Origin of the sequence: Actinomyces gerencseriae DSM 6844, assembly GCF_000429265.1 — a bacterium.
Taxonomy (GTDB): Bacteria; Actinomycetota; Actinomycetes; order Actinomycetales; family Actinomycetaceae; genus Actinomyces; species Actinomyces gerencseriae.
In genome coordinates this window covers 119,226-142,125 of record NZ_AUBN01000009.1, presented here as the reverse complement: position 1 = coordinate 142,125, position 22,900 = coordinate 119,226, and the positions used below count along the sequence as shown (strand labels likewise).

Annotated in this window: 18 protein-coding genes and 1 pseudogene; 5 read left to right on the top strand and 14 right to left on the bottom strand. The window is 71.8% G+C overall.

The features are described from left to right. Window positions 1-110 precede the first annotated feature (110 nt). The 5 genes from G448_RS0103690 to leuC form a co-directional block, all read right to left on the bottom strand. Entirely contained in the window at window positions 111-1,142 is a 1,032-nt protein-coding gene (locus tag G448_RS0103690; protein ID WP_026406889.1) for an NAD(P)H-dependent glycerol-3-phosphate dehydrogenase, read from the bottom strand. Further along, window positions 1,139-1,987, bottom strand: coding sequence for a lysophospholipid acyltransferase family protein (locus G448_RS14970; protein ID WP_034494232.1), 849 nt, complete (start codon window positions 1,985-1,987; stop codon window positions 1,139-1,141). Before G448_RS14970 ends, G448_RS0103690 begins: the two co-directional genes overlap by 4 nt. 118 nt (window positions 1,988-2,105) lie before the next feature. After that, complete coding sequence (murA, locus tag G448_RS0103680; RefSeq protein WP_026406888.1) at window positions 2,106-3,428, bottom strand: UDP-N-acetylglucosamine 1-carboxyvinyltransferase; 1,323 nt, start codon at window positions 3,426-3,428, stop codon at window positions 2,106-2,108. 154 nt (window positions 3,429-3,582) lie between these two features. Next, window positions 3,583-4,260, bottom strand: a complete 678-nt coding sequence (gene leuD / locus G448_RS0103675) for a 3-isopropylmalate dehydratase small subunit (protein ID WP_026406887.1) — start codon at window positions 4,258-4,260, stop codon at window positions 3,583-3,585. A gap of 29 nt (window positions 4,261-4,289) precedes the next feature. Then, on the bottom strand, window positions 4,290-5,753 hold the full coding sequence (gene leuC / locus G448_RS0103670; protein WP_026406886.1) for a 3-isopropylmalate dehydratase large subunit: 1,464 nt from the start codon (window positions 5,751-5,753) through the stop codon (window positions 4,290-4,292). 234 nt (window positions 5,754-5,987) lie between these two features. Here leuC and G448_RS0103665 point away from each other — a divergent pair, with 234 nt between their 5' ends. After that, a complete protein-coding gene (locus G448_RS0103665; protein ID WP_026406885.1) occupies window positions 5,988-6,728 on the top strand; it encodes an IclR family transcriptional regulator in 741 nt (246 codons plus the stop codon). A 114-nt stretch (window positions 6,729-6,842) separates the two neighbouring features. Further along, window positions 6,843-7,982, top strand: a complete 1,140-nt coding sequence (locus G448_RS0103660) for a glycosyltransferase family 4 protein (RefSeq protein WP_026406884.1) — start codon at window positions 6,843-6,845, stop codon at window positions 7,980-7,982. Between the two features lie 64 nt (window positions 7,983-8,046). On the opposite strand, the gene nrdR is transcribed toward G448_RS0103660, so the two are convergent. Together nrdR and G448_RS16965 are read right to left on the bottom strand one after the other, a co-directional pair. Further along, a complete protein-coding gene (nrdR, locus tag G448_RS0103655; RefSeq protein WP_026406883.1) occupies window positions 8,047-8,508 on the bottom strand; it encodes a transcriptional regulator NrdR in 462 nt (153 codons plus the stop codon). Window positions 8,509-8,605: 97 nt separating this feature from the next. After that, a complete protein-coding gene (locus G448_RS16965) occupies window positions 8,606-9,337 on the bottom strand; it encodes a LysM peptidoglycan-binding domain-containing protein (protein WP_169720817.1) in 732 nt (243 codons plus the stop codon). 242 nt (window positions 9,338-9,579) lie between these two features. On the opposite strand from G448_RS16965, the gene lexA reads away from it, so the two are divergent. Beyond that, complete coding sequence (gene lexA, locus G448_RS0103645) at window positions 9,580-10,344, top strand: transcriptional repressor LexA (protein ID WP_026406881.1); 765 nt, start codon at window positions 9,580-9,582, stop codon at window positions 10,342-10,344. Window positions 10,345-10,479: 135 nt separating this feature from the next. On the opposite strand, the gene G448_RS0103640 is transcribed toward lexA, so the two are convergent. From G448_RS0103640 to hflX, 6 genes and pseudogenes are all read right to left on the bottom strand, one after another. Next, window positions 10,480-11,484, bottom strand: coding sequence for an L-lactate dehydrogenase (locus G448_RS0103640; protein ID WP_034494229.1), 1,005 nt, complete (start codon window positions 11,482-11,484; stop codon window positions 10,480-10,482). A 177-nt stretch (window positions 11,485-11,661) separates the two neighbouring features. Then, window positions 11,662-13,524: an alpha/beta hydrolase gene (locus tag G448_RS18490; RefSeq protein WP_211227951.1), complete on the bottom strand. Its 1,863-nt coding sequence runs from the start codon at window positions 13,522-13,524 to the stop codon at window positions 11,662-11,664. Window positions 13,525-13,543: 19 nt separating this feature from the next. Next, window positions 13,544-14,440 (bottom strand): SMP-30/gluconolactonase/LRE family protein, encoded by an 897-nt coding sequence (locus tag G448_RS0103630; RefSeq protein WP_051268597.1) that lies wholly within the window; start codon window positions 14,438-14,440, stop codon window positions 13,544-13,546. A 211-nt stretch (window positions 14,441-14,651) separates the two neighbouring features. Continuing rightward, window positions 14,652-15,359 carry a FadR/GntR family transcriptional regulator gene (locus G448_RS0103625; protein WP_026406877.1) on the bottom strand — a complete coding sequence of 236 codons (708 nt, stop codon included), beginning with the start codon at window positions 15,357-15,359 and terminating at the stop codon, window positions 14,652-14,654. A gap of 64 nt (window positions 15,360-15,423) precedes the next feature. Continuing rightward, window positions 15,424-17,451, bottom strand: coding sequence for an ATP-dependent DNA helicase (locus G448_RS0103620; protein ID WP_026406876.1), 2,028 nt, complete (start codon window positions 17,449-17,451; stop codon window positions 15,424-15,426). Beyond that, a pseudogene (hflX, locus tag G448_RS14965) lies at window positions 17,448-19,125 on the bottom strand (GTPase HflX). Before hflX ends, G448_RS0103620 begins: the two are co-directional and overlap by 4 nt. 327 nt (window positions 19,126-19,452) lie before the next feature. On the opposite strand from hflX, the gene G448_RS0103610 reads away from it, so the two are divergent. Beyond that, on the top strand, window positions 19,453-20,865 hold the full coding sequence (locus G448_RS0103610) for an MFS transporter (RefSeq protein ID WP_051268596.1): 1,413 nt from the start codon (window positions 19,453-19,455) through the stop codon (window positions 20,863-20,865). Between the two features lie 37 nt (window positions 20,866-20,902). After that, window positions 20,903-21,553 (top strand): class I SAM-dependent methyltransferase, encoded by a 651-nt coding sequence (locus G448_RS0103605; protein WP_026406874.1) that lies wholly within the window; start codon window positions 20,903-20,905, stop codon window positions 21,551-21,553. A 57-nt stretch (window positions 21,554-21,610) separates the two neighbouring features. Here the strand turns inward: G448_RS0103605 and G448_RS0103600 are convergent, their stop codons facing one another. Next, a complete protein-coding gene (locus G448_RS0103600) occupies window positions 21,611-22,870 on the bottom strand; it encodes a hypothetical protein (RefSeq protein ID WP_026406873.1) in 1,260 nt (419 codons plus the stop codon). Window positions 22,871-22,900: the final 30 nt, after the last annotated feature.

The window sequence follows — 22,900 nt, the reverse complement described above, 5'->3', positions numbered from 1 at the left end:
CCGCGGGGACGGACCGCGCCGACCACCGGGGCGAACGCCGCCGAAGCACCCCGGGGCCGAGCCCGCCGCGACCGACGGGGCGGCCGGTCACGGGCGTCCGGATGACGGCATCAGCGCAGCGGTGCGGCGTTGATGCCCTCGGCTTTGCGGGGCCGGGCCAGCAGCGCATCGTTGACCTCGGTGACGGTGGCCCTCCCCTCGACCACCGCGACCACGCCCGCGGTGATGGGCATATCGACGCCGTGGGCGGCCGCCAGGTCGAGGACGGCGCGGGCCGACTTCGCGCCCTCGGCGACGCCGCGCGAGGCCAGGCCCGCTTCGACCACGCTCATGCCCTCGCCCAGGCGGCGCCCGAAGGTCTGGTTGCGGGACAGGGGGCTGGAGCAGGTGGCCACCAGGTCGCCCAGACCGGCCAAGCCCGAGAAGGTCTCCGGGACCGCCCCCAGGGCGAGCCCCAGCCGGGTGATCTCCACCAGGCCGCGGGTGATGATGGTCGCCTTGGAGTTGTCGCCGAACCCGCACCCGGACGCGGCGCCCACGGCCAGAGCGATGACGTTCTTGACCGCACCGCACAGCTCGACTCCGAGCACATCGGTGTTCGTGTACGGCCTGAAGGTGCTGGTCGCGCACAGGGCCGCCACGCGCGCGGCGACGGCCTCCTCGGTTGCGGCGACCACGGTGGCGGTGGGCTGGTGGGCCGCGATCTCGTCGGCGAGATTGGGCCCTGAGACGACGGCGACCCGCTCACGGGGCAGGGCGAGGGCCTCGCCCAGGACCTGGCTCATGCGCAGTCCCGTGCCGAGCTCGACGCCCTTCATCAGGGAGACCGCCAGGGCCGTCTCCCCCAGCTCGCCGCGCAGCGGGGACAGGACGTCGCGCGCGCTCTGGGAGGGCACGGCGACCACGACCAGGCCCGCGCCCTCGACGGCCCGCGTCAGGTCGCTCGTGGCCGACACGCCCTCGGGCAGGCGGCGCCCCGGGACGTAGCGCTCGTTGCTGCCCGAGTTGATCTCGGCGGCCAGCTCGTCGCGACGCGCCCACAGAGTCGTGGGGGTGCCCGCCTCGACGAGCAGGCAGGCGAAGGTGGTGCCCCAGGCGCCCGCACCGACGACGGCCGCCCTGCGCACCGCCCGAGCGCTCATGACCGGGGCTCCGTGCCGGGCTCGTCCGTCGGCCCGGTTGCGTCGGACCCCGCACCGGCCTCGGCGTCGTCGGCCTCCGGCCCCGTCTGGGCGGCGGCCTCCGCATCCGGGAGCGGGTCGGGCCTGCGCACACCGCGATGCTTCTTGCCCGGGTCGCCGTCGTAGTGCACGTCATAGGGACGCGGAGCCTTCTCCCCCCGCAGCTCCTCGACCAGAACGGTGATCCGCCGCATGATCTCGGCCGTCGCCGCACGCACCGCCGCACGGTCCTCGGTGTCCGAGCCGAATGACTCCAGGGTGAAGGGGCTGCCGATCTCGACCCGCACGTCCTTGCGGGGGAAGGGGTGGAAGCCGCCGCCGAAGGAGTCGAGGATGTCCTGCGCGCCCCACTGCCCCATGGGCAGCACGGGCGCACCGGTGCGCATGGCCAGGCGCGCCGCCCCCGTCTTGCCGGTCATGGGCCACAGGAGCGGGTCGCGCGAGAGCGTGCCCTCGGGGAAGATCATGATGACGTCTCCGGCGAGCAGCCGCCTCTCCGCCTCGACGAGGGAGTTGCCGGCCTCCTTCGTGCCCCGGTAGACGGGGATCTGACCACCGGCCTTGAAGACGTGCCCGAGGATGGGCGCATCGAAGATCGTGGACTTGGCGAGCGAGTACGCGGGCACGTCCTCATCCACCAGGCATCGCATGGCCGTCAGGGAGTCCAGGTCCGATAGATGGTTGCAGACGGCGATGAAGCCCCCCTCGCGGGGAATGTTCTCCGTGCCGCTCACGTGGTGACGGGAGACCAGCTTGAGGAACGGGATGATCGCTCCCCGGGCTGCGAACCGGTAGAAGGGCGTCATGCGTCGGGTCGTGGGCACGACGCGACTCTAGCCGGTGCTCGCGCCTCGGCGCACGAATCCGGTCGGCGGGCGCCCGGTCGGGCCCCGGGCCGCTCGGTGAGTCGATCCGAGGCGCCGCTCACGCCAGCCGCGCGACGTCGGCGTCGAGTGCGGAGAGCTTGCTCATGAAGTGCTCGTAGCCGCGATCGATGAGGTTGACGCCCTCGACCCGACTGATGCCCTGAGCCGTCAGGGCGGCGATGAGGTGCGAGAAGCCGCCGCGCAGATCGGGCACGACGATGTCGGCGCCGTGAAGCGGCGAGGGACCCGAGATGACGGCGGAGTGGTAGAAGTTGCGCTGGCCGAAGCGGCACGCGGTACCGCCCAGGCACTCGCGGTAGACCTGAATGGTGGCGCCCATCTTGCGCAGAGCCGCCGTGAAGCCGAAGCGGTTCTCGTAGACGGTCTCGTGGACGATGGACAGTCCCTGGGCCTGGGTGAGGGCCACCACCAGGGGCTGCTGCCAGTCGGTCATGAAGCCGGGGTGGACATTGGTCTCCACCACGATGCTCCTCAGCTCCCCACCGGGGTGGTAGAAGCGGATGCCGTCATCGCGCACGTCGAAGGCGCCGCCAACCCTGCGGAAGGTGTTGAGGAAGGTCGTCATGTCGCCCTGGTGGGCGCCGCGCACGAAGATGTCCCCCTGGGTGGCCAGGGCGGCGGAGGCCCAGGACGCCGCCTCGATGCGGTCCGGCAGAGCGGCGTGGTTGTAACCGGCGAGCTCGTCAACGCCCTCGACGTGAATGGTGCGGTCGGTATCGACCGAGATGATGGCGCCCATCTTCTGCAGGACATCGACGAGGTCGAGGATCTCGGGCTCGACCGCGGCGCCGCGCAGCTCGGTCAGGCCCTCCGCGCGCACCGCCGTCAGCAGCGTCTGCTCGGTCGCGCCGACGGACGGGTAGGGAAGATCGATGACGGTGCCGTGCAGGCCGTCGGGAGCGGTGATGCGGATGCCGCCCTCGAGTTTGTCGACGACCGCCCCGTACTTGCGCAGGATCTCCAGATGGAAGTCGATCGGGCGGTCCCCGATGCGGCAGCCGCCCAGATCCGGGATGAAGGCCTCCCCCAGCCGGTGCAGGAGCGGGCCGCAGAACAGGATGGGGATGCGCGAGCTGCCGGCGTGGGCGTCGATGTCGGCCATGTGGGCGGTCTCGACACGAGACGGGTCCAGCCGCAGGACGCCCTCGGTCTGGTCGTAATCGATGGCCACCCCGTGGAGGGACAGAAGCCCCGAGACGACGTCCACGTCGCGGATGAGCGGGACGTTGCGCAGCAGGGACGGCGTGGCGCCCAGCAGGGCCGCGACCATCGCCTTGGGCACGAGGTTCTTCGCACCGCGCACCGTGATCTCGCCGTTGAGCGGGCGTCCGCCCCGAACCTGGAGCAATCCGTCGACCATCAAGTACCTCCGAAACGATGATGTGGTCGCGGGCACCACGGATGCCTACGAGCGCGCCCGACGAGCGCAGAGCCGTCCCAGCATAAGCGAGACGGCAGGCGCAGCGAGAATCGTGGAGCGCGCCGTCGGCGAACGGGCGGCCGTGCCGCGAGTCTCAGCCGCCGGCGCCCGACGGCCTGGCGACCACGGGCATATCGGCGGCGCGCGCGGGGACGACCTCCTCCTCCGGGAGGTGGCGGGCCGGAAGCGCAGCCGGCTTGAAGCTCGGACGCGCCCGCTCGTAGGCGACGATCTCGTCCTCGTGCTGGAGGGTCAGCGAGATGTCGTCCAGGCCCTCCATGAGGGTCCAGCGCACGTAGTCGTCGATCTGGAAGGTGGTGCGCATGCCCCCGGCGACCACGCTCCGCTCCCGAAGATCCACCGTGATCTGCGTACCGGGCTCGGTCTCGAGGATCTTCCACAGCTGCTCGGCGTCGTCCTGGCTGATGACACCGGCGACAAGGCCCTGCTTGCCCGCGTTCCCCCGGAAGATATCGGCGAAGCGCGGGGCGAGCACGACCTTGAAGCCGTAGTCCTTCAGCGCCCACACGGCGTGCTCGCGCGAGGAGCCGGTGCCGAAGTCGGGCCCCGCGACGAGGATGCTGGCCCGCCTGTACGCCTCCCGGTTGAGGACGAAATCGGCCTCGTTCGCCCTCCAGGCGGCGAAGAGGGCGTCGTCGAAACCAGTGCGGGTGATGCGCTTGAGGTAGACGGCGGGGATGATCTGGTCGGTGTCCACGGCGCTGCGGCGCAAGGGGGCGCCGATACCGGTGTGGCGGATGAACTTCTCCATGACGGGGTCTCCTTGTCTCCTTCTCCGGCTCAGGCCGCGTCGGACTCGGTGGGCTCAACGGAGCCGGACGCGTCCACCGGCGTCGACCGGGACGGGAGATCAGCGGGGGACGACAGGGTGCCGCGCACGGCGGTGGCGGCCGCGACGACGGGTGACACGAGGTGCGTGCGCCCGCCCTTGCCCTGACGGCCCTCGAAGTTGCGGTTCGAGGTGGAGGCCGAGCGCTCGCCGGGGGCGAGCTGATCGGGGTTCATGCCCAGGCACATGGAGCACCCTGCATTGCGCCACTCGGCGCCGAAGTCCCTGAAGACCCGATCCAGCCCCTCGGCCTCCGCCTGGAGGCGGATACGGGCCGAGGCGGGGACGACGAGCATGCGCACGCCCGGCGCCTTGCTGCGCCCCCGCACGATCTCGGCGGCGGCGCGCAGATCCTCGATGCGCCCGTTGGTGCAGCTGCCGAGGAAAACGGTATCCACCTCGATGTCGCGCAGCGGCATGCCCGGCGTCAAATCCATGTACTCCAGGGCCCGCCTGGCGGCGCGGCGCCGGGTGCTGTCGGCGATGGACTCGGGGTCGGGGACGGTCGCCGAGATGGGCAGCCCCTGGCCGGGGTTGGTGCCCCAGGTGACGAAGGGCTCGATATCCTCGGCCTCCAGGACCACCTCTGTGTCGAAGACGGCGTCGTCGTCGGTGCGCAGCCCCCTCCAGTACTCCACGGCCGCGTCCCACTCCCCGCCGACGGGGGCATGGGGGCGGCCGGCGAGGTAGTCGAAGGTGGTCTCATCGGGAGCGATCATGCCGGCGCGGGCGCCGCCCTCGATGCTCATGTTGCAGATCGTCATGCGGGCCTCCATCGAGAGCTGCTCGATGGCGCGGCCGCGGTACTCGATCACATGCCCCTGCGCACCATTGGTGCCGATTCTGGCGATGATGGCCAGGATGATGTCCTTCGCCCCGCTGCCGGCGGGCAGGTCCCCGTCAATAGTCACGCTCATGGTCTTGAAGGGCGCGATGGGCAGGGTCTGGGTGGCGAGCACGTGCTCGACCTGGCTGGTGCCGATCCCGAAGGCCAGCGCCCCGAAGGCGCCGTGAGTGGACGTGTGCGAGTCCCCGCACACGACGGTCATGCCCGGTTGGGTCAGGCCCAGCTGGGGGCCGACGGCGTGGACGATGCCCTGGTCCGCGTCCCCCAGCGGGTGCAGGCGCACGCCGAACTCGGCGCAGTTGGCGCGCAGCGTCTCGATCTGGGTACGACTGGTGATGTCAGCGATCGGCAGGTCGATATCGAGCGTGGGGGTGTTGTGGTCCTCGGTGGCCAGGGTCAGGTCGGTGCGGCGGACCTTGCGGCCCGCCAGGCGCAGTCCTTCGAAGGCCTGGGGGCTGGTGACCTCGTGGACGAGGTGAAGGTCTATGTAGAGCAGGTCGGGGGCTCCATCCGCTCCCTGCGAGACCACGTGGTCGCGCCAGACCTTCTGAGCGAGGGTCATTCCCATCACTGCGCATCCTTTCCTTCTTGGCGGGGCGCCCCTCGGGGCCACGAGGCCCGTCACCGACGCCGGCAGCATGACGGGCGGCGGTTCCCGGGACGGCGCCGAGCACCGTGCAGCGCAAGGCCGACGGCAGACGCTGATACGGCTGCCGACATGGTTGCCGAGTTTCTGACACGGCGCCACTTCTGTGCCGAAGCGTACTTGAAGTCTCATCTCTCGGAATGGCAATATCAGATTATGGACGCGTTGAGCGATACCGAGAGCAGCAGCGGCGTTGGCGTCATCGACAAGGCCGCCCTCGTCATGAGCACGTTGGAGTCGGGACCCGCGACCCTGGCGCAGCTCGTCTCCTTCACCCACCTAGCACGACCCACCGCCCATCGAATCGCCGTGGCGCTGGAGCACCACCGTCTTGTGTCGCGCGACTCCCAGGGTCGTTTCGTCCTCGGCCCGCGCCTGAGCGAGCTGGCGTCGGCCGCCGGGGAGGATCACCTCCTCTCGGCGGCCGGCCCGGTGCTGGCGGCGCTGCGCGACAAGACCCACGAGTCCTCGCAGCTCTACCGCCGTCAGGGCGATGTCCGCATCTGCGTGGCCAATGCGGAGCGCCCCATCGGCCTGCGCGACTCCATCCCCGTGGGCGCCACGATGTCCATGCAGGGGGGCTCCGCCGCCCAGGTGCTCCTGGCGTGGGAGGAGCCCGACCGCTTGCACCGCGGTCTGGTGGGGGCGCGGTTCAACGCCACCATGCTGTCCGCCGTGCGCCGCCGCGGCTGGGCCCAGTCCGTGGGCGAGCGCGAGCCCGGCGTCGCCAGCGTATCGGCCCCGGTGCGCGGCGCCAGCGGGAAGGTGATCGCCGCCGTATCGATCTCCGGACCGATCGAGCGGATGGGTCGCCAGCCCGGCCGCGCGCACGGCGGGGTCGTCATGGCCGCGGCACGCCGCCTGTCCGAGGTGCTGCGCAACACGGACGAGGGCTGACTCCCGTCGCCCGGGCGGACCGGAGCACCGGGGAGTCCCGCTCCCCGCACCGGCGAGCCGGGCGGGACGGCGGATCGCCGCCGAGGCCGGAGAGGGCCCCGATAGACTCCCGGCATGCGACGCACCCTGCTGGTCACCAACGACTTCCCCCCGGTTGTGGGCGGCATCCAGTCCTATCTGGACGACTACACCTCGCGCCTGCCAGCGAAGGACCTCGTGGTCCTGGCCTCCACGCCGCCCGAGGGGCCGCGGGCGGCGCGCGAGTTCGACTCCACACGGGACTTCGAGGTCGTACGGGTGCCCACGCGCGTACTGCTCCCGACGCCCGGGGTGCGCGCTCGGATGCAGCACCTGGTGAGGGCACGCGGCATCGAGACGGTCTGGTTCGGGGCCGCCGCCCCGCTGGGCCTGCTCGGCGGGGCCGCGAGGCGCGCCGGGGCCACTCGCGTCATCGCGACCACCCACGGCCACGAGGTCGGGTGGGGCATGACCCCGGGGGCCCGGCAGGTGCTGCGCAGGATCCTCCGCGACTCTGACGTTGTGACCTGCATCTCCGACTACACGCTGAGCAGGCTCCGCCCCCACATGCCGTACGGTCAACGGGTGCTCCGCCTCCCCAGCGGCATCGACGTCGAGCGCTTCCGCCCCGACGCCGAGGCCCGCTCGGCCCTGCGGGCCCGTTACGGCCTGGGCGAGGCCCCGACCGTCGTGTGCGTCTCGCGGCTCGTGGCGCGCAAGGGCCAGGACTCGCTCATCGAGGCCTGGCCCCGGGTGATCGGGCGCCTCCCCGGGGCCAGGCTGGTGATCGTGGGCTGGGGCTCCTACGCCAGGCGGCTGGCCCTGCTCCGCCGCACCTCACCGGCGCGAGAGTCGATCACTCTCACCGGCGAGGTGCCCGCCGCCGAGTTGCCCGGTCATGTCGCGATGGGCGACGTCTTCGCCATGCCGTGCCGCACGCGAGGAGGCGGTCTCGACGTCGAGGGGCTGGGCATCGTCTTCCTCGAGGCCTCGGCGACGGGACTGCCCGTCATCGCCGGCACGAGCGGCGGCGCGCCCGAGACGGTGGTCGAGGGGGTGACCGGCGACGTCGTCGACGGCCGCGACCAGGACGCCCTGGTGGAGGCGCTGGTACGCCAGCTGTCGGATCCGGCACTGCGGACCCGGATGGGGACGGCGGGGCGAGCGCTGATGCAGGAGCGATGGACCTGGTCCTCCCTGGTCACCGGTCTCGTCGAGGCGATCGACGCGCGGTGAATCGACGCACGGCGCCGCGGGGAGGCGGCGAGGCCGGCGGGCTTCAGCGGGTGGTCGCGACCGGTCAGGCGCCGTGCGATGCGCGTCCGGCGCGCAACTGCGCGATCGCGGTCTCGAAGTCCTCCAGGGAGTTGAAATCGGAGTAGACCGAGGCGAAACGCAGGTAGGCGACCTCGTCGAGCTCGCGAAGCGGCCCCAGGATCGCCAAGCCGACCTCGTGGGAGTCGACGAGAGCCTGGCCGGTACTCCGAACCGCCTCCTCGACCTTATAGGCCAGCAGCGACAGATCGGCATCCGAGACCGGCCGCCCCTGGCAGGCCCGGCGCACCCCCACGATCACCTTGGCCCGGGAGAAGGGCTCAACCGCGCCGGAGCGCTTACGCACCGACAGACTCGCCGTCTCCACCGTGGTGAAGCGGCGGCCGCACCGAGTGCACTCGCGTCGACGGCGGATCGATGTCCCGTCCTCAGCCGTACGGGAGTCCACCACGCGCGAGCCGTCATGCCGGCAGAAGGGACAGTGCACGCCGAGCTCCTCCAACTGGTCACCACTGGTGTGCCATGGAGACTAAACGCGCGAGCCGGATCGCCGCAAGCGGCGTCGGATCAGAGCTCATCGAGGGTCACTCGACGGGGACCACCAGAACCCGGCCGGGTTCGAGAGCGGATGACTCCAGGCCATTGAGCTCGACGATCCGAGCCATGGTTCGATCGACGTCGTCAATGCCCGTGCCCGCCGCGATCTCCCACAGGGACTGCCCGGCTCGAACGGTGGCCGTCGTCGTCCGGGGGGAGGCGTTCGCGGAACCGCGGATCATGATCCCGATGGAGACGACAAGAGCGATCACGAGCGCCAGCCCGCTCACCGCCATGAGGCGGCGCAACCCGACCGGAAGCGGGCGCACCGGCTCCCGAGCGCGCCCGACCGCCGATCCGCGCGCCTCATCGCCGTGCAGTTCATCATGCGTATCGCCATGCGCGGCGAGGGGCGCCGCCGCGGCTCGGCGCCGCCCCTCGCGCTCCCGACGGCGCTGCGAGCGCACGGCCGGGTGGTTCGGCGCAAGATCCGCGAGGCGCGCCTTCACGGCGCGCGATGGCCGTCCGGAGCCCCTGGTCCGCTCGAGCCGGCCGGCCCACGCCGCTCGCGGGACGGCGGGGCGCCGGGACAGCTCCGCGGGGAGCTCGATCGCAGTCCCCGCCCGGAGGACCCCGATCGGGGAGCCACCGGCGTCGTCGGTCACCAGGCGAAGCCGGGGGCGGCCACCGACGGAAGCCGCGTCGCCCTCGGCTTTCCGCGCCGAGTCGACCGAGACGGCGCGCGGGCGGTGAGAAGGGACAAGCGTGAGAGCGCTCATGAGAACCTCCTGGAACACACGTTCGACGAACATATGTTCGATACGGTAGCGGCTGATCGACGGAGTGTCCAGAGCATTTTCGAACACATGTTTGAAGTGCTCGTCATTCCGCCGTAGGCTTGACGCATCAAGCCCACCACAGGCCACCGACACCAATTCGAGCCCCATGAGCAACCGCGTCGCCCGGGCCCCGGCCGCCACGGCCGTTGCGCGGGACGGGGCCGAGGAAGGACCGCCCGGTCATGACGTCCCCCGGCACCACCACCCCGGCCGCCACGGCCTCGGCGGCCGAGTCCCTCGAGGCCCTCGATGCGCGCGCCCGCGCCGTCTACGAGACCGTCCGCGACGCCGTCATCGCGCACGGGTACCCGCCCTCCATGCGGGAGATCGGCGCCGCGGTCGGTCTGACGAGCCCCTCCTCGGTCAAGCATCAGCTCGACAAGCTCGAGCGGTTCGGCCTGGTCCGGCGCGACCCGAACCGACCTCGCGCACTCGAGGTGGTCCTGCCCGACCGCCCCGGCCCCGGTGCCGATCCGAAGGACGAGGAGGCCGTTCCCGCCCATCCGCAGGAACGGGGCGCTCCCCCCTCGCCGCCCGTCCTGCCGGGCGTGGCCGAGGGCGAGGCCGTCGCGGTCCCCCTCGTCGGACGGATCGCCGCAGGGTCTCCCATTCTGGCCGAGCAGAGCATCGAGGACGTTGTGGCGCTGCCCCGGCGTCTGACCGGCAGCGGCGAGCTCTTCATGCTCGAGGTCCACGGGGACTCCATGGTTGACGCCGCCATCTGCGACGGGGACTGGGTCGTGGTGCGAGCCCAGGCCGACGCCGTCAACGGGGACGTCGTCGCGGCCATGCTCAACGACCTCGACGGCGCCACTGCCACCGTCAAGGTCTTGTCCCGCAAAGACGGCCACCAGTGGCTGCTGCCCCGCAACCCCGACTACGCGCCGATCCCGGGGGACGAGGCCACGATCATGGGGAAGGTCGTCACTGTGCTGCGCTCCTTATGAGTGCTCCCGCAGGCCCTGCGCGCACCGGCTCGCGGCGCGGGGCCGGGGTTCGCCCCGGTCCTCGGAAGCGACCCCGGCCCCGCGTTGGAGAGTTCGCGCCGTCGACGCGGACGGACCGCGGACGGACTCAGTAACTCAGTAGCCCAGACCGCGGGCGACCTCGCGCAGGCGCTCCGCGGAAGCCGTCAGACGCTCCCGCTCGTCGGACGTCAGCGGCAGCTCGAGCCGGCGACCCGCGCCCTCGCGCCCGACGATGGTCGGGACCGCCATGCAGACATCGGAGATGCCGTGCCAGTCGTCCAGCAAGGGCGAGACGGTGAGAACACGCTGCTCGTCATTGAGAATGGCGCCGATGATCCGCTGGACGGCCAGGCCCACGGCGTAGTTCGTGACGCCCTTGCCCTCGATGATGCGGTAGGCGGAGCGGACGACGTCATGGGCGATGCGCTCGCGCTTGGCCTCGTCGAAGACACCGCCGTCCAGCGTCCCGCCCCACTGCGTGACCGGCACGCCGCCGATCTCGCACGAGGACCACAGCGGGACCTCGGAGTCGCCGTGCTCACCGGTGATGTAGCCGTGGATGTTCTGGGTGGCGGTCCCGGTCTCCAGGGAGACCAGATAGCGCATGCGGGCCGTGTCCAGGACGGTGCCGGAGCCGAAGACCTGGTTCTCGGGCAGACCGGTGATCTTCTTGGCGCAGTAGGTCACGACGTCCACCGGGTTGGCCACCGGCAGGAAGATCGCGTTGGGAGCGACCTCGACCAGCTTCGGCAGAATCTTCTCCATGATGCCCACGGTGGCCCCGGCGAGCTCGAGGCGGGACTGGCCCGGCTTCTGCTTGGCGCCCGCGGTAATGGCGATGACGTCGGCATCACGGCAGATCTCGGGGTCGTCGGAGCCGGAGACGGAACCGGCGGAGGTGAACTGGATCCCCTGGGCGATGTCGAGGGCCTCCGCCTCGACCTTCTCCTTGGCGATGTCCTGCAGCACGACCTCGCGGGCGACGCCCTTCGTCACGCAGGCGTAGGCGAGCGTCGAGCCCACGGCACCTGCGCCGATGATCGCGACCTTGGACGGGCGACCCCCCGGGGTCGTCGGGTAGGAACCTTGTGCACTGTTGGTGATGGTGGCCTCGGACACGGTCTTCCTCCGAATCGGGTGATGGCACGGCAGGCGAGCCGGCCAATGCCCAGAGTACGCGGTTCGCGTCCACCAGGACGAGGCACGTCAGCATCGGCTCCCATCGGCGAGCGGATCGAGGGCCGTCCTCCGGGAGGTCCCGGAGGACGGCCCGAGCACCCGCCGCCGTCGGAGGACTCAGAAGACTCCGACCTGACCGCCGACCATCATCCATGTGAAGAGCGCGGCCCCGACGGTCGAGGCCAGCCAGATCGAGGCGGAGCGAACCTGCACCCACACGTTGAGCGCGACCAGGGCCGTGAACTGCGGGATGATGACGTTGAGCATCATCATCCACCGTCCTCCGAGCGTCGGCTGGCCGATCACATCCATTCCAGGACCGATGCCCATGTACCCGGGAACGAAGTGGAAGAGCCACAGCAGGCACAGGCCCCCGATGGCCGCCACCCAGGCGAAGGAGAAGCGCTTGGCCCACAGGACGAGCGGCCGTTGGCCGGGCCCGGACGGGATTCTGGCCATGACGCTGAGACTGAGCCCGTTGACGACGAAGAAGAACCCCCAGATGACGACGAAGTAGGGGACGAGCACCGCCACCCGCTCGGGGGTGAGGGTCTTGAGCATCGGCCACAGGACGCGCAGCTCCGGGCCCCGGAAGAACGCCACCGCCTCCACGACCAGCGCCAGCCACCCGATCAGGACCGCCGAGACCGCGACCGCCGCCGCGATGTGCCCGACGGGATGCTCCGCAGCGACCACTCCCAGGTCCGTCCAGGACGTATCGCGCCCTGCGCCGAAGCGCCGCCACAGCAGGAAGAGGCACAGCGTGACGAGGGTGGTCCCCAGCAGCCAGGCGGCGATGCCGTTGCCCATCTGGAGAGGCAGGAACGGGACGGCGGCGGAGACCGGGTCCTCGCCGCCCCCCTTCTGGGTGAGCAGCGGGTACATGACGACCGTGAGAGCGACGCTCACGGCCGCGGATACGGCGAGCCCCGTCCGGCGGCCGCCCCGGTAGGCCCCCTCCGAGCCCACCGCCCGTCGGAGGAGGGGGACGCGCAGGAGCAGGCCGAGCATCGGGACGAGCGAGGCGACGAGCGCGAACAGGGCGATGGCTCCCCCGATCTCCTTCCACTGGTAGACATGGGAGGACGGATCGATCCAGTGCTCATCCTGCTCGCCCGCGCGCAGCGCATCGTTGAACCAGGAGACGGCCGCGGTGTTCGACGCGCCGCCGGTCATCACTCCGAGGTGCGTCCCCGAGACCAGCTCGGCGCGGCGGGCCGTGCCGTCCGCGAAGGATCCGTAGGTGCGATTCCACTCCAGGGAGCCGTCCGCGGGCAGTCCGAACGCCTCCAGCCGCGCCGGATGGGTGGTCAACGAGGACACGGGGAAGGTCTTCTCCCGGTAGCCCCCGATCTCCTCGTTGCTGCCCTGCACGAGCAGATAGTTCCGCACCGACGGGATGTCGGGAGAGCCCCCGTTGCCCGACAGGGCGACCACGGCTCCGACCGCCGGATCCTCCGCGGCCAGCTTGACGGCGTAGATGGAGCCCGTCGAGTGACCGAAGGTGCCGATGCGCGTGCCGTCGACGAAGGACAGCGACTTGAGGTAGTCCAGGCCATAGCCCGCACCGGACATGATCGCCGTGTCCACGGGGTGCTGAGTGGAGTAGCCGTGCCCGAACTGGTCGATGCTGAGCACGACGAACCCGCGTCTGGCGAGCTCGATGGTCCCGAAGGTCGTCGTCGCCTCCTTGTCGGACTGGTAGCCGTGAAGGGCGAGGAGCCCCGGGGCGGGGTTGTCCGCGTTCACCCAGGCGGGCTTGTAAACCTTCGCCGTCATCGGCACGCCGAGGTCGGTCATGAACTCGATCTTCTGGACCTCGACGCGTCCGAATCCCCGGTCGGCGGCTGCGGACAGGCCCGCGCCGGCCAGTGAGACGAGGAGCAGGAGGGCAAGAGCGGCCCACAGGGCCCGCTGGGATGCGCCGCGGGGGGAATGGGAGGAGGGGGTGGCCGGAGTAGCCGGAGTGGTCATTGTCATGCTCGTTTCTCGGCGGATGTCACGCCCTGCCATGGGCGCGGCGGCAGTCGCGGGTGAGGGTGGGAATCGTGTAGATGGAGGTGCTGGCGGCTATGAAGAGATCGGTGCCGTCCTCGCCGCCGAAGCACAGGTTCCCGACCTTCTCGGGCACCGGGAGACGGCCGATCTCCTCCCCCTCGGGGGTGAGGACGACGATGCCGTCCAGGCACGAGGACCAGATGTTGCCGTGCTCGTCGACCTTGATGCCGTCGGGCACCCCGGGGGAGACCTCGGCGAGGTCCTGCCCCGCCTTGAGCCGCCAGTCATCGACGAGGTATCTGCGGATGTGGTGGCGGGCGAGAACGCCGTCGCGGTTGAGGGCAGCGGAGTCGGCGATGTAGCAGAGGGTCTCGTCCGGGGAGAAGGCGATGCCGTTGGGCTCGACGACGTCGGTGGCGACGACGGTGAGGCGTCCCCGCGGGGTGATGCGGAAGACCCAGTGGTCGCAGTACTCCCGGGAGCCCGGGTGGCCCTCCTGCGGGTAGATGATGCCGTAGGCGGGGTCGGTGAACCAGATCGATCCGTCGGAGGTGACGACGATGTCGTTGGGCGAGTTGAAGCGGCGGTCCTGCCAGTGGTCGACGACCGTCGTGACGACTCCGTCCCGGTCCCTCTCGACCCGCCGGCCCCCGTGGGAGCACTGGAGGACGGAGCCGTCGAGGTCGATGGTGCGTCCGTTGACGTGGTCGGGCGTCTCCAGGTGGACGGCGGCCTCACCGGTCAGGGGGTCGAGGTCCCACACCCTGTCGCCGATCACGTCGGAGAATCGCAGACGGCGCTCCCGCGGGAGCCAGCAGGGGCCCTCGAGCCAGGAGCCGCCGGTGAAGAGGCGCTGGAGCCGCCAGCCGGGCGGAAGCAGGGAGTCGATGCGAGTCATATCTGATATCGCGTCCTTTCCGGGCGTCATCGCCCAGTCGGTGGGACCGGAGGCGGAGACCCGTACGGTGCTGGCGCAGAAGATCGGCGCGGAAGGCGCGTCGCCCCTTTGCGAACACCCGGACCAAACACCTATATACCCTCAGACGTCTGAGGACCGCGCACAGCATAATCTTCCACCCGTGCCCGCGCAAGCGCGGTCGGTCGGGCGCTCAGTTCCGGTCGGAGGCGGAGATGCGGGCCAGCAGGTCCGCCCGAGTCTGCGTCATGTGCGAGCGCATGGCGTCCTTCGCGCCCTGCTCGTCCCCGCTGCGGATCGCCCGCAGGATCTCGCGATGGTGCCACTGGGCGCGCCGGCGCACCTCGGGATCGGCCGAGGTGATGGCCCGCGAGGCCTTGAAGGCCTGGGACAGGGGGATCATGATCGTCGGCACGAAGGGGTTGCCGCTCGCCTCCATGATCGAGGAGTGGAAGGCCATGTCGGCCTCCACCACCGCTGGCACGTCCTGCCCGTCACCGGCCTCGTCGATCCGCTCGATGCACTCCTCCAGCACTCGGACGTCCGCCTCGCAGCGGTGGACGGCGGCGAGCCCGGCGGCCCCGACCTCGATCATCCTGCGCACCTCGATGAGTCTGAGGCCGACCTCGCGCTCCGGAGTGGTCCTCAGCGTCATCGAGATGAGGGTCGGCAGGTCCGTCCACGCCGATCGCGGAGTGAGGTAGGTGCCACGACCCTGGACCACCCGCAGGATCCCCCGCTCCCGCAGCACCTTGACGGCCTCGCGGACCGTCAGCCTCGAGACGTCGAGCTCAGTGGCGAGGTCGACCTCGCTCGGCAGGGTCCGGTCCTGGGAGTACCGGCCGTCGGCGATCCGGTTGAGAATGTCATCGACAACCCGGCCGACCATGTCCCTGCGCATCTCTTCCCCTTCCGCCTCGGCCGATTCTCACACACTGCGGCGCGCGTCGCCGCGCTGAGCGCCGTCAACTCGTCGCGGCCAGCCGCGCAAGCGCGCCGAGGACCACATCGCGGTCGCGAGTCGGCCACAGCCCCGGCATGGAACGGGCCAGGAAAGCGCCGTACCGGGCCGTGCGCAGGCGCGGGTCGAGGACGGCGACGACGCCGCGGTCCTCGGAACGGCGGATGAGCCGCCCCGCCCCCTGGGCGAGCAGGAGGGCCGCGTGGGCGGCGGACACGCTCATGAAGCCGTTTCCGCCTCCGGCCGCGACGGCCTCGCTGCGGGCCTGGGCCACGGGGTCGTCCGGACGGGGGAAGGGGATGCGATCGATGATGACCAGGCGGCAGGCGCGCCCGGGCACGTCCACGCCCTGCCACAGGGACAGGGTTCCCACCAGGCAGGAGTCCTCCTCCGCGGCGAAGGCCTCCACCAGGGTCGGCAGCTGGTCATCGCCCTGGGCGTAGACGGTCAGGGCCGTGGCGCCGCGCAGGACCCCGGCGGCCTCCTCGGCGGCGCGGCGTGAGGAGAACAGGCCCAGCATGCCGCCACCGCTCGCCTCGGTCAGGGCGAGGATCTCGTCGAGCACCGCCTCGGAGATGCCCCTGCCCGGCCTGGGCAGGTGGGTGGGGGTGTAGAGGATGCCCTGGCGGGCGTAGTCGAACGGCGTGCCCACGTCCGCGCCGTCCCACTGACCGGCGGCCAGCGTGAGCCCCAGAGCGCGGGCCATCGGCTCGAAGCCGCCTCCCAGGGCCAGTGTGGCCGAGGTCAGAACGGCGGCGCGGTCGCCCAGCAGGGAGTCGGCCACGGAGGCGGCGACATCGACGGGCGCCAGCGTGAGCCGCGGGGGCTCGGTCCCCATACGAGGCCGCTCGACCCAGGCGACGTCACGATGCTCGCGCACCGAGTCCGAGGTCATGCGCTCAATGGCCCCCACCAGGTCCGACACGGCGGTGCGGGCCAGCGCCACGCCCCCGGCCCCGCCGGCGTCCGCGCCCTTCCTCCCGGCCCTGGCGGCCTCGCGCACGTCCGCGAGGACCTGGCGCGCCGCGGCATCCAGCACGACGAGCGCCTCATGCAGGACTGGAGGAGGGCCGTCGCGCAGTCGTCCGTCGGGCAGATCGGCCAGGGAGAGCTGGAGCCGCCGACCGGCGGACTCCAACTCGGTGACGAGGACCGAGGCCCCCCGCCGCGCGGTGGCGGCCACGCGCATGACGGCGGCCGCGGACAGGCTCACGGTGCTCTGGGAGCGGACCCGTTCGACGAGCTCATGAGCCTCGTCGACCACCAGGACCCGGTGCTCGGGCAGTACTCCGGGGTTGCCCGCCGCGGCGATGCCGAGCATGGCGTGGTTGGTCACGACGACATCGGCCTCGGCCGCAGCGGCGCGGGCGAGCTCGGGGAAGCACTCCTCGCGCAGCGGGCAGGAGGGGCCCAGGCACTCGGCCCTGGACACCGACACCTGCGCCCAGGCCCGGTCCGAGACGCCCGGGACGAGATCATCACGGTCGCCGGTGGTGGTGTCCGCCGCCCACTCGCGCAACCGGACGACCTGCTCCCCGACGCTGCGCCGGCCCGCCTCCCCGATGCGCCCCGCCGTGGTCGCCTCCCCGGCGGAGAAGAGGGCTCCCTCGTCGTCGGGGTAACCGCCCTCCAGACGATGACGGCACACGTAGTTCTGCCAGCCCTTGAGCAGCGCGACGCCCGGTCGCGACCCGGTGACGACCTCGACGGCGTCCGCGGCCAGGGGGGCGTCCCGGGTCAGGATCTGCCGCTGGAGGGCCAGCGTCGCCGTGGAGACGACGGCCCGTTCCCCGGCATCGACGGCGCGAACCATGACGGGCACGAGGTAGCCCAGGGACTTGCCGGTGCCCGTGCCGGCCTGCACCAGCAGGTGCGTTCGGGTCTCCAGCGCATCGGCCACGCGGGCGGCCATCTCGACCTGCCCGGGGCGCGGGGCGCCCCGGAGGCGACGCACGGCCTCGTCGAGAGAGGTGAGGACGCGCCCGTCCCCGTCGGCCGAGTCGGCGGAGACCGTGTCGTCGGCCGGGCTCACGGGGAGTCCGGCATCGGGCCCGCAGCGGCGTCGCGCAGGGCGGCGGCCTGCAGCTCAGCGGCGAGGGCGGCGTCGACCCTGGCGACGATGCGGGTGCCGTCGGGTGCGTAGTCGATCGTGTCGATCTCACCGTCGGCGTGCACCCTGGAGACCAGATCGCCCCGCGAATAGGGGATGACGCACGGCGCTGCTTGTCTCGATCCGACCGAGCAGCAGATCGCCCCGCGAATAGGGGATGACGACATCGACGTGCGCATCCGGGCGCGGCAGCATGGCCGCGATGCGCGCCCGCAGCTCGTCGATCCCGTCGCCGGTGCGGGCGGAGACCTGGATCGCGCCGGGCAGGCGCGTGCGCAGAGTCACAAGGGTGACGGCGTCGGCGAGGTCGGTCTTGTTGAGAACGATGAGCTCGGGGACATCGAGCGCCCCGGGGATCTCGGCGATCACCGCCCGCACCGCCGTCACCTGGCCGAGGGGATCGGGATGGGCGGCGTCAACGACGTGGAGGACGAGGTCCGCGCCCGCCACCTCCTCCAAGGTCGATCGGAAGGCCTCGATGAGCTCGTGGGGGAGGTTGCGAACGAAGCCGACCGTGTCGGTGAGGGTGTAGACGCGCCCGTCGGAGGTCTCGGCTCGGCGCACGGTCGGGTCGAGGGTGGCGAAGAGAGCGTCCTGAACCATGAGGCCCGCATCGGTGAGCCGGTTCATGAGCGAGGACTTGCCGGCGTTGGTGTAGCCGGCGATCGCGACCGAGGGGATGGGACCGCGGTGGCGCGAGCCGCGCTTGACCTCCCGTGAAGGGGCCATGGCCCTGATATCGCGGCGGAGCTTGGCCATCCGGCGGCGGATGCGGCGTCGGTCGAGCTCGATCTTGGTCTCGCCGGGGCCGCGCGAGCCGATGCCCTGGCCTCCGACGACCCGTCCTCCGGCCTGGCGGGACATGGAGTCGCCCCAGCCGCGCAGGCGCGGCAGCAGGTACTCCAGCTGAGCGAGCTCGACCTGGGCCTTGCCCTCGCGCGACTTGGCGTGCTGGGCGAAGATATCGAGGATCACGGCGGTGCGGTCGACGACCTTGACGCCGACGACGTCCTCGAGCGCACGACGCTGGGAGGGGGCGAGCTCGCCGTCGACGATGACCGTGTCGGCGCCCGCGGTGACGACGATCTCGGCCAGTTCCGCGGCCTTGCCGGACCCGAGATAAGTGGCCGGATCGGGGTGATCGCGCTTCTGGATGAGGGCGTCCAGGACCTGGGAGCCGGCGGTCTCGGCGAGTGCTGCGAGCTCGGACAGCGAGGTCTCCGCGTCCTGGGCGGCGCTGAGCGCCCGGGAGCCGGATCCGGGCGCAGTGCCGCTGGACAGGTCCAGGCCGACGAGCACGACCCGCTCCAAGCGGATCCGGCGGTACTCGACCTCGCCAACGTCCTCGAGCTCGGTACTGAGGCCGGCGACACGGCGGATGCCGGCGCGCGCCTCCCGTTCCAGGGCGCCGTCGTCATCGGACTCACGGCCGGGATATCCGCCCGCGGTGGAGGCCAGTGCCGTCCCGGCGCGCGAGAGGACACGGCTGACGACGTCCTCGGCGGTGGGCCGATCCGAGCCCGCGGCGTGAGAGGCGACCGGGCGCGCGGCACCCGCGGTGCGGGCGGCATCCGGCGAGTCGTCGGACGCGTCGATGGTGGGGTCATGGCGGGACGAGCGATGAGTCACGAGGAATCCTATTCGTATGCGAGAAGGCGGCCCGGAGCGGAGACTCGACGGACCCGCCCGGTGTGCCGGGCGCGGGCGAGGGGCGCATTGGGGACGACGCGGAGCCGTCAACGGCTCAGCGCATACGAGGAATCCACATGGCGGCATCGTAGCGCCGTCGGGCACCCCGGACCAGGGAGCCCGCCCGTCCGGGCCGCTGGCGGGCCCCGGATCCGGTCCCCGGCACGCGGGCCGACCCCGCGCGCATCGTCCCGGGCAGTCCGGAATCATGGCGAACGCGGCTACTCTCCCACTGTGACCAGCCCGAGCCCCCAGAGCCCCCGGACTCCAGACCGGGCCGCTCCGCCCGTCTCGGCGCGCGCCGTGCTCACCACTTCGATCGGGCGCCTGACCCTGGCGATGCTGGTGGTCGAGCTCCTGGCGGGCATGCAGGTCTACATCAACCAGACGGTACTGCCGCTGGTCGCCGTGGACCTGGCAGCACGAGCTCGCTACGGCCTGGTGACGGCAGCGGCGACGGTGCCGACGTTCCTCACCATGCCGCTGGGCGGGGCATTGCTCTCCCGGTGGCGCGCCGACCGCCTCATGACCTCCCTGACGGCGGTGCTCGTCGCCGGAGCCGGAGCCGGAGCACTGGCGCCGGATGTGGGCGTCTACGTCCTGGGGGAGATCGTGCGCGGACTGGCCGCGGGGGCCCTGGCGACGGTCACCACGGGGGCGATGGTCGCAGGGCTTCCCGAGGCGTGGCGACGCGCGTTCCTGGCGGCGAGCTCAGCCGTGTGGGTGGTCGCCTCCCTGATCGGACCGGCCTACGCCGCGGCCGTCGGCTCGAGCTGGGGCTGGCGGTGGGCGCTGGTGGCCTACGCGCCCGTGCTGGTGGCGGCGCGGCTGGTGATGGCCCGGCAGATCCGGGGTCTGCGGGTGCCCGACGACGACGCGGGCGACCGCTCCGGCGCCCCGCTCGCGGCGGCCTCGGTTCTGGCCGGCGGGGTGGCCCTCATCGGGCTCGTGCCGGCGGCGTCACCGTGGTTCTGGCCGGCCTCGGCTCTCGGCCTGGCAGGCGTGGTCTGGGCCTGCTCGCGAGTCTTCCCCGCCGGTGTGCTGCGGTTGGCGCCCGGTCGCCGTGCGGCCCTGGCCGTGCTGACGTGGGTGTGCGCCTGCTACTTCGCCCTCGACTTCCTCATCTCCCCCGCTGGCCATGACGTCCTCGGCCTGGGACCGATCGCGATCGGCTGGGCCCTGACCACCGCCGGGGTCCTGTGGAGCGCGGTGGCCATGTGGTGCGGAGCCCACCCCGCGCGACAGCAGCGGGAGTACCTGGTGCGGACGGGCCTGGCCGGGCTGCTCTTCGCGGTCGGCGGCGGCCTCGTCGCGGTGACCCTCACCGGTGAGGCGCCCTGGTGGGGTCTGCACGCGGGCTGGGGACTGGCGGGACTAGGCATGGGCCTGACCCACCAGGACACGCTCATCCGCTGCGTGACCGATCCGACCGAGCTGGGGAGGGCGGCGGACGGGATCTCGGAGACCCGATCGGCCACCGCGGTGACGGTGGCGGTCAACGTGGGCGGGGCTGCCCTGGGCACCCTGGTGACGACCCTGGTGGCGCCGACGTCGGCCGGGGTCGAGGAGGTCCTCGTGGTTCCCGTCGTCGTGGTGCTGACCGCCATGCTGGGCCTGGCGCCGCTCATGGCCCGTCGCGCGGCCTGAGAGGCCCCGGGCCGGGCGAACCGGTTAGCCTCGGGACGTGAGCGAGCACTACTTCACCCCCTCCCCCGCTGTCGCCGCGCAGGAGCGCTCCCGCTCCTTCCTCATCCGCGGCCGCGAGCACGCGGTGATGACGGCGTCGGGCGTGTTCTCCCCCGACCGCCTCGACAGGGGCACGCGAGTCCTGCTCGATCACGTCCCCGACCCGCCCGGGCGCGGCACGCTCCTCGACCTGGGCTGCGGCTGGGGGCCGATCACCCTGGCTCTCGCCGACGCCTCTCCACGTGCGCGCGTGCTCGCCACCGACATCAACGAGCGCGCCCTGGGATTGACGGCCCGCAACGCGGCAGCCGCCGGGTGCGCGAATGTGCATGCCATCGAGGCCGCTGCGCTGCGAGCGCAGCTGGAGCGCGAAGGTACGCGGCTGGACCTCATCTGGTCCAATCCTCCGGTGCGCGTCGGCAAGAAGGCCCTGCACGCACTGCTGGCGTCCTGGTTGGGACTGCTGGCACCCGGCGGCGAGGCGTGGTTCGTCGTCGGCAAGAACCTGGGCGCGGACTCGCTGGCGGCGTGGCTGCAGGGCACGGGCCGCGCCGTGACACGGACGGCCTCCGCCAAGGGCTTCCGCGTCCTGCGGGTCCAGGGGCGACGGCGACCGACCGACGATCGGCGAGCGAACAGCCCCGGATGACTCCACTCCATGGAGGCGGTTCCGCCGCCGTCCGGGCACTCGGCCCCTCCGTCTCCCTCACTCCCGCTCGAGAACCTCCGGGTCCACCGCGGCCAGGCGCAGCCGCTCCCACACGTCACGGTGAACGGTCCATGCGCGCATGGCCCACTGCACGGGTATCCGCCCCCGCACGAGCCGCAGGCGGAGCGCGTAGACGGCCTGCTGCCACGGGACGACGACCCTGCCGCGCTCCGAGCGCAGGTCCAGGTACTCCACCTGCGGCAGCAGCGGACCACCGCCGCGCACGCCGCCGTCGGAATCCCCGCCGGCACCGCGACGGCCGCGAAGCCCGACAGCGACGACGGTGCTGGTCGGCAGGATGCCGTGCCCGGCCACGGGAAGGGGCGCCGCCGCTCTTCCGGAGGCATCGTCCTGGAGCCGCCGGGCCTCCGCCGGACGATCGACCTGGGCGGCGTACTGGTCGCGCACGAAGCGGCGCCGCTGCAGCCACGATCTCCTGGCCAGAGGGCTGCCGGACCGCCGCCACGGCACCAGTGCGCCGCCCTCGTGGACGAGGGCGAAGGGCGCCATGGCCCGCCGGTCATTGAAATAGCGGGAGCCGGAGTACCCCAGTGCGGCGGCGATGGCCGCCTCATCGGCCTCGGGGAGGACGAACATCTCGTTGCGGGCCACGGGGAACACGAGTTGGCGGGACTCGCCCGGGACCGGGTTGGCGACCGCCCCGATCGGCCGGGCGAAGACCTCCGGGAAGGCCAGCCAGGACGTCTCGTAGCCGCGCGGGCCGACGATATGGACGGCACCCTCGCCCGTGGCGCCGATCGCCAGGATCTCGGTCTGAAGACCGCTCAGCAGCAGGTTGTTCCTGGCGGCCACGTGCAGACGATCGACCGGGGCCCTCCACGCCTCGGCCCGAGTCGTGGTCACCGGGCTCGTCACGTCGGGGTAGTCGACACCGACGATCTCGACCAGGTGGTCGACCAATGGTCTGGCGACCACGAGACCGCTGATCGACCCGCCGGCGACCGACGGCGACCGGAGGAAGCCGGCGGGCCTGACCAGGGGCATGAGTCGTTCCCAGGGCTCCTCCTCGAGCCTCTCGTGCTCGATGGTGAAGGTCCGCAGGTAGTCCACCGTCATGCGCACGCGCTCCTCGAAGGGCAGGCCCCGGCTCTCCTGCTCGGGGATGGAGCACCAGTACTCGGCCCTGCCGCCGTCGTGGTGCCTCAGGCGCAGGCGGATGGCATCGGCGACGGTGATCTCGGAGTCGGGGAACACCTGTCTGGCGGCGGCCAGCAGGACGTCATCGTAGGGGGCCACGTCAGCAGGCTACGCCCGGTCCCGGGTCCT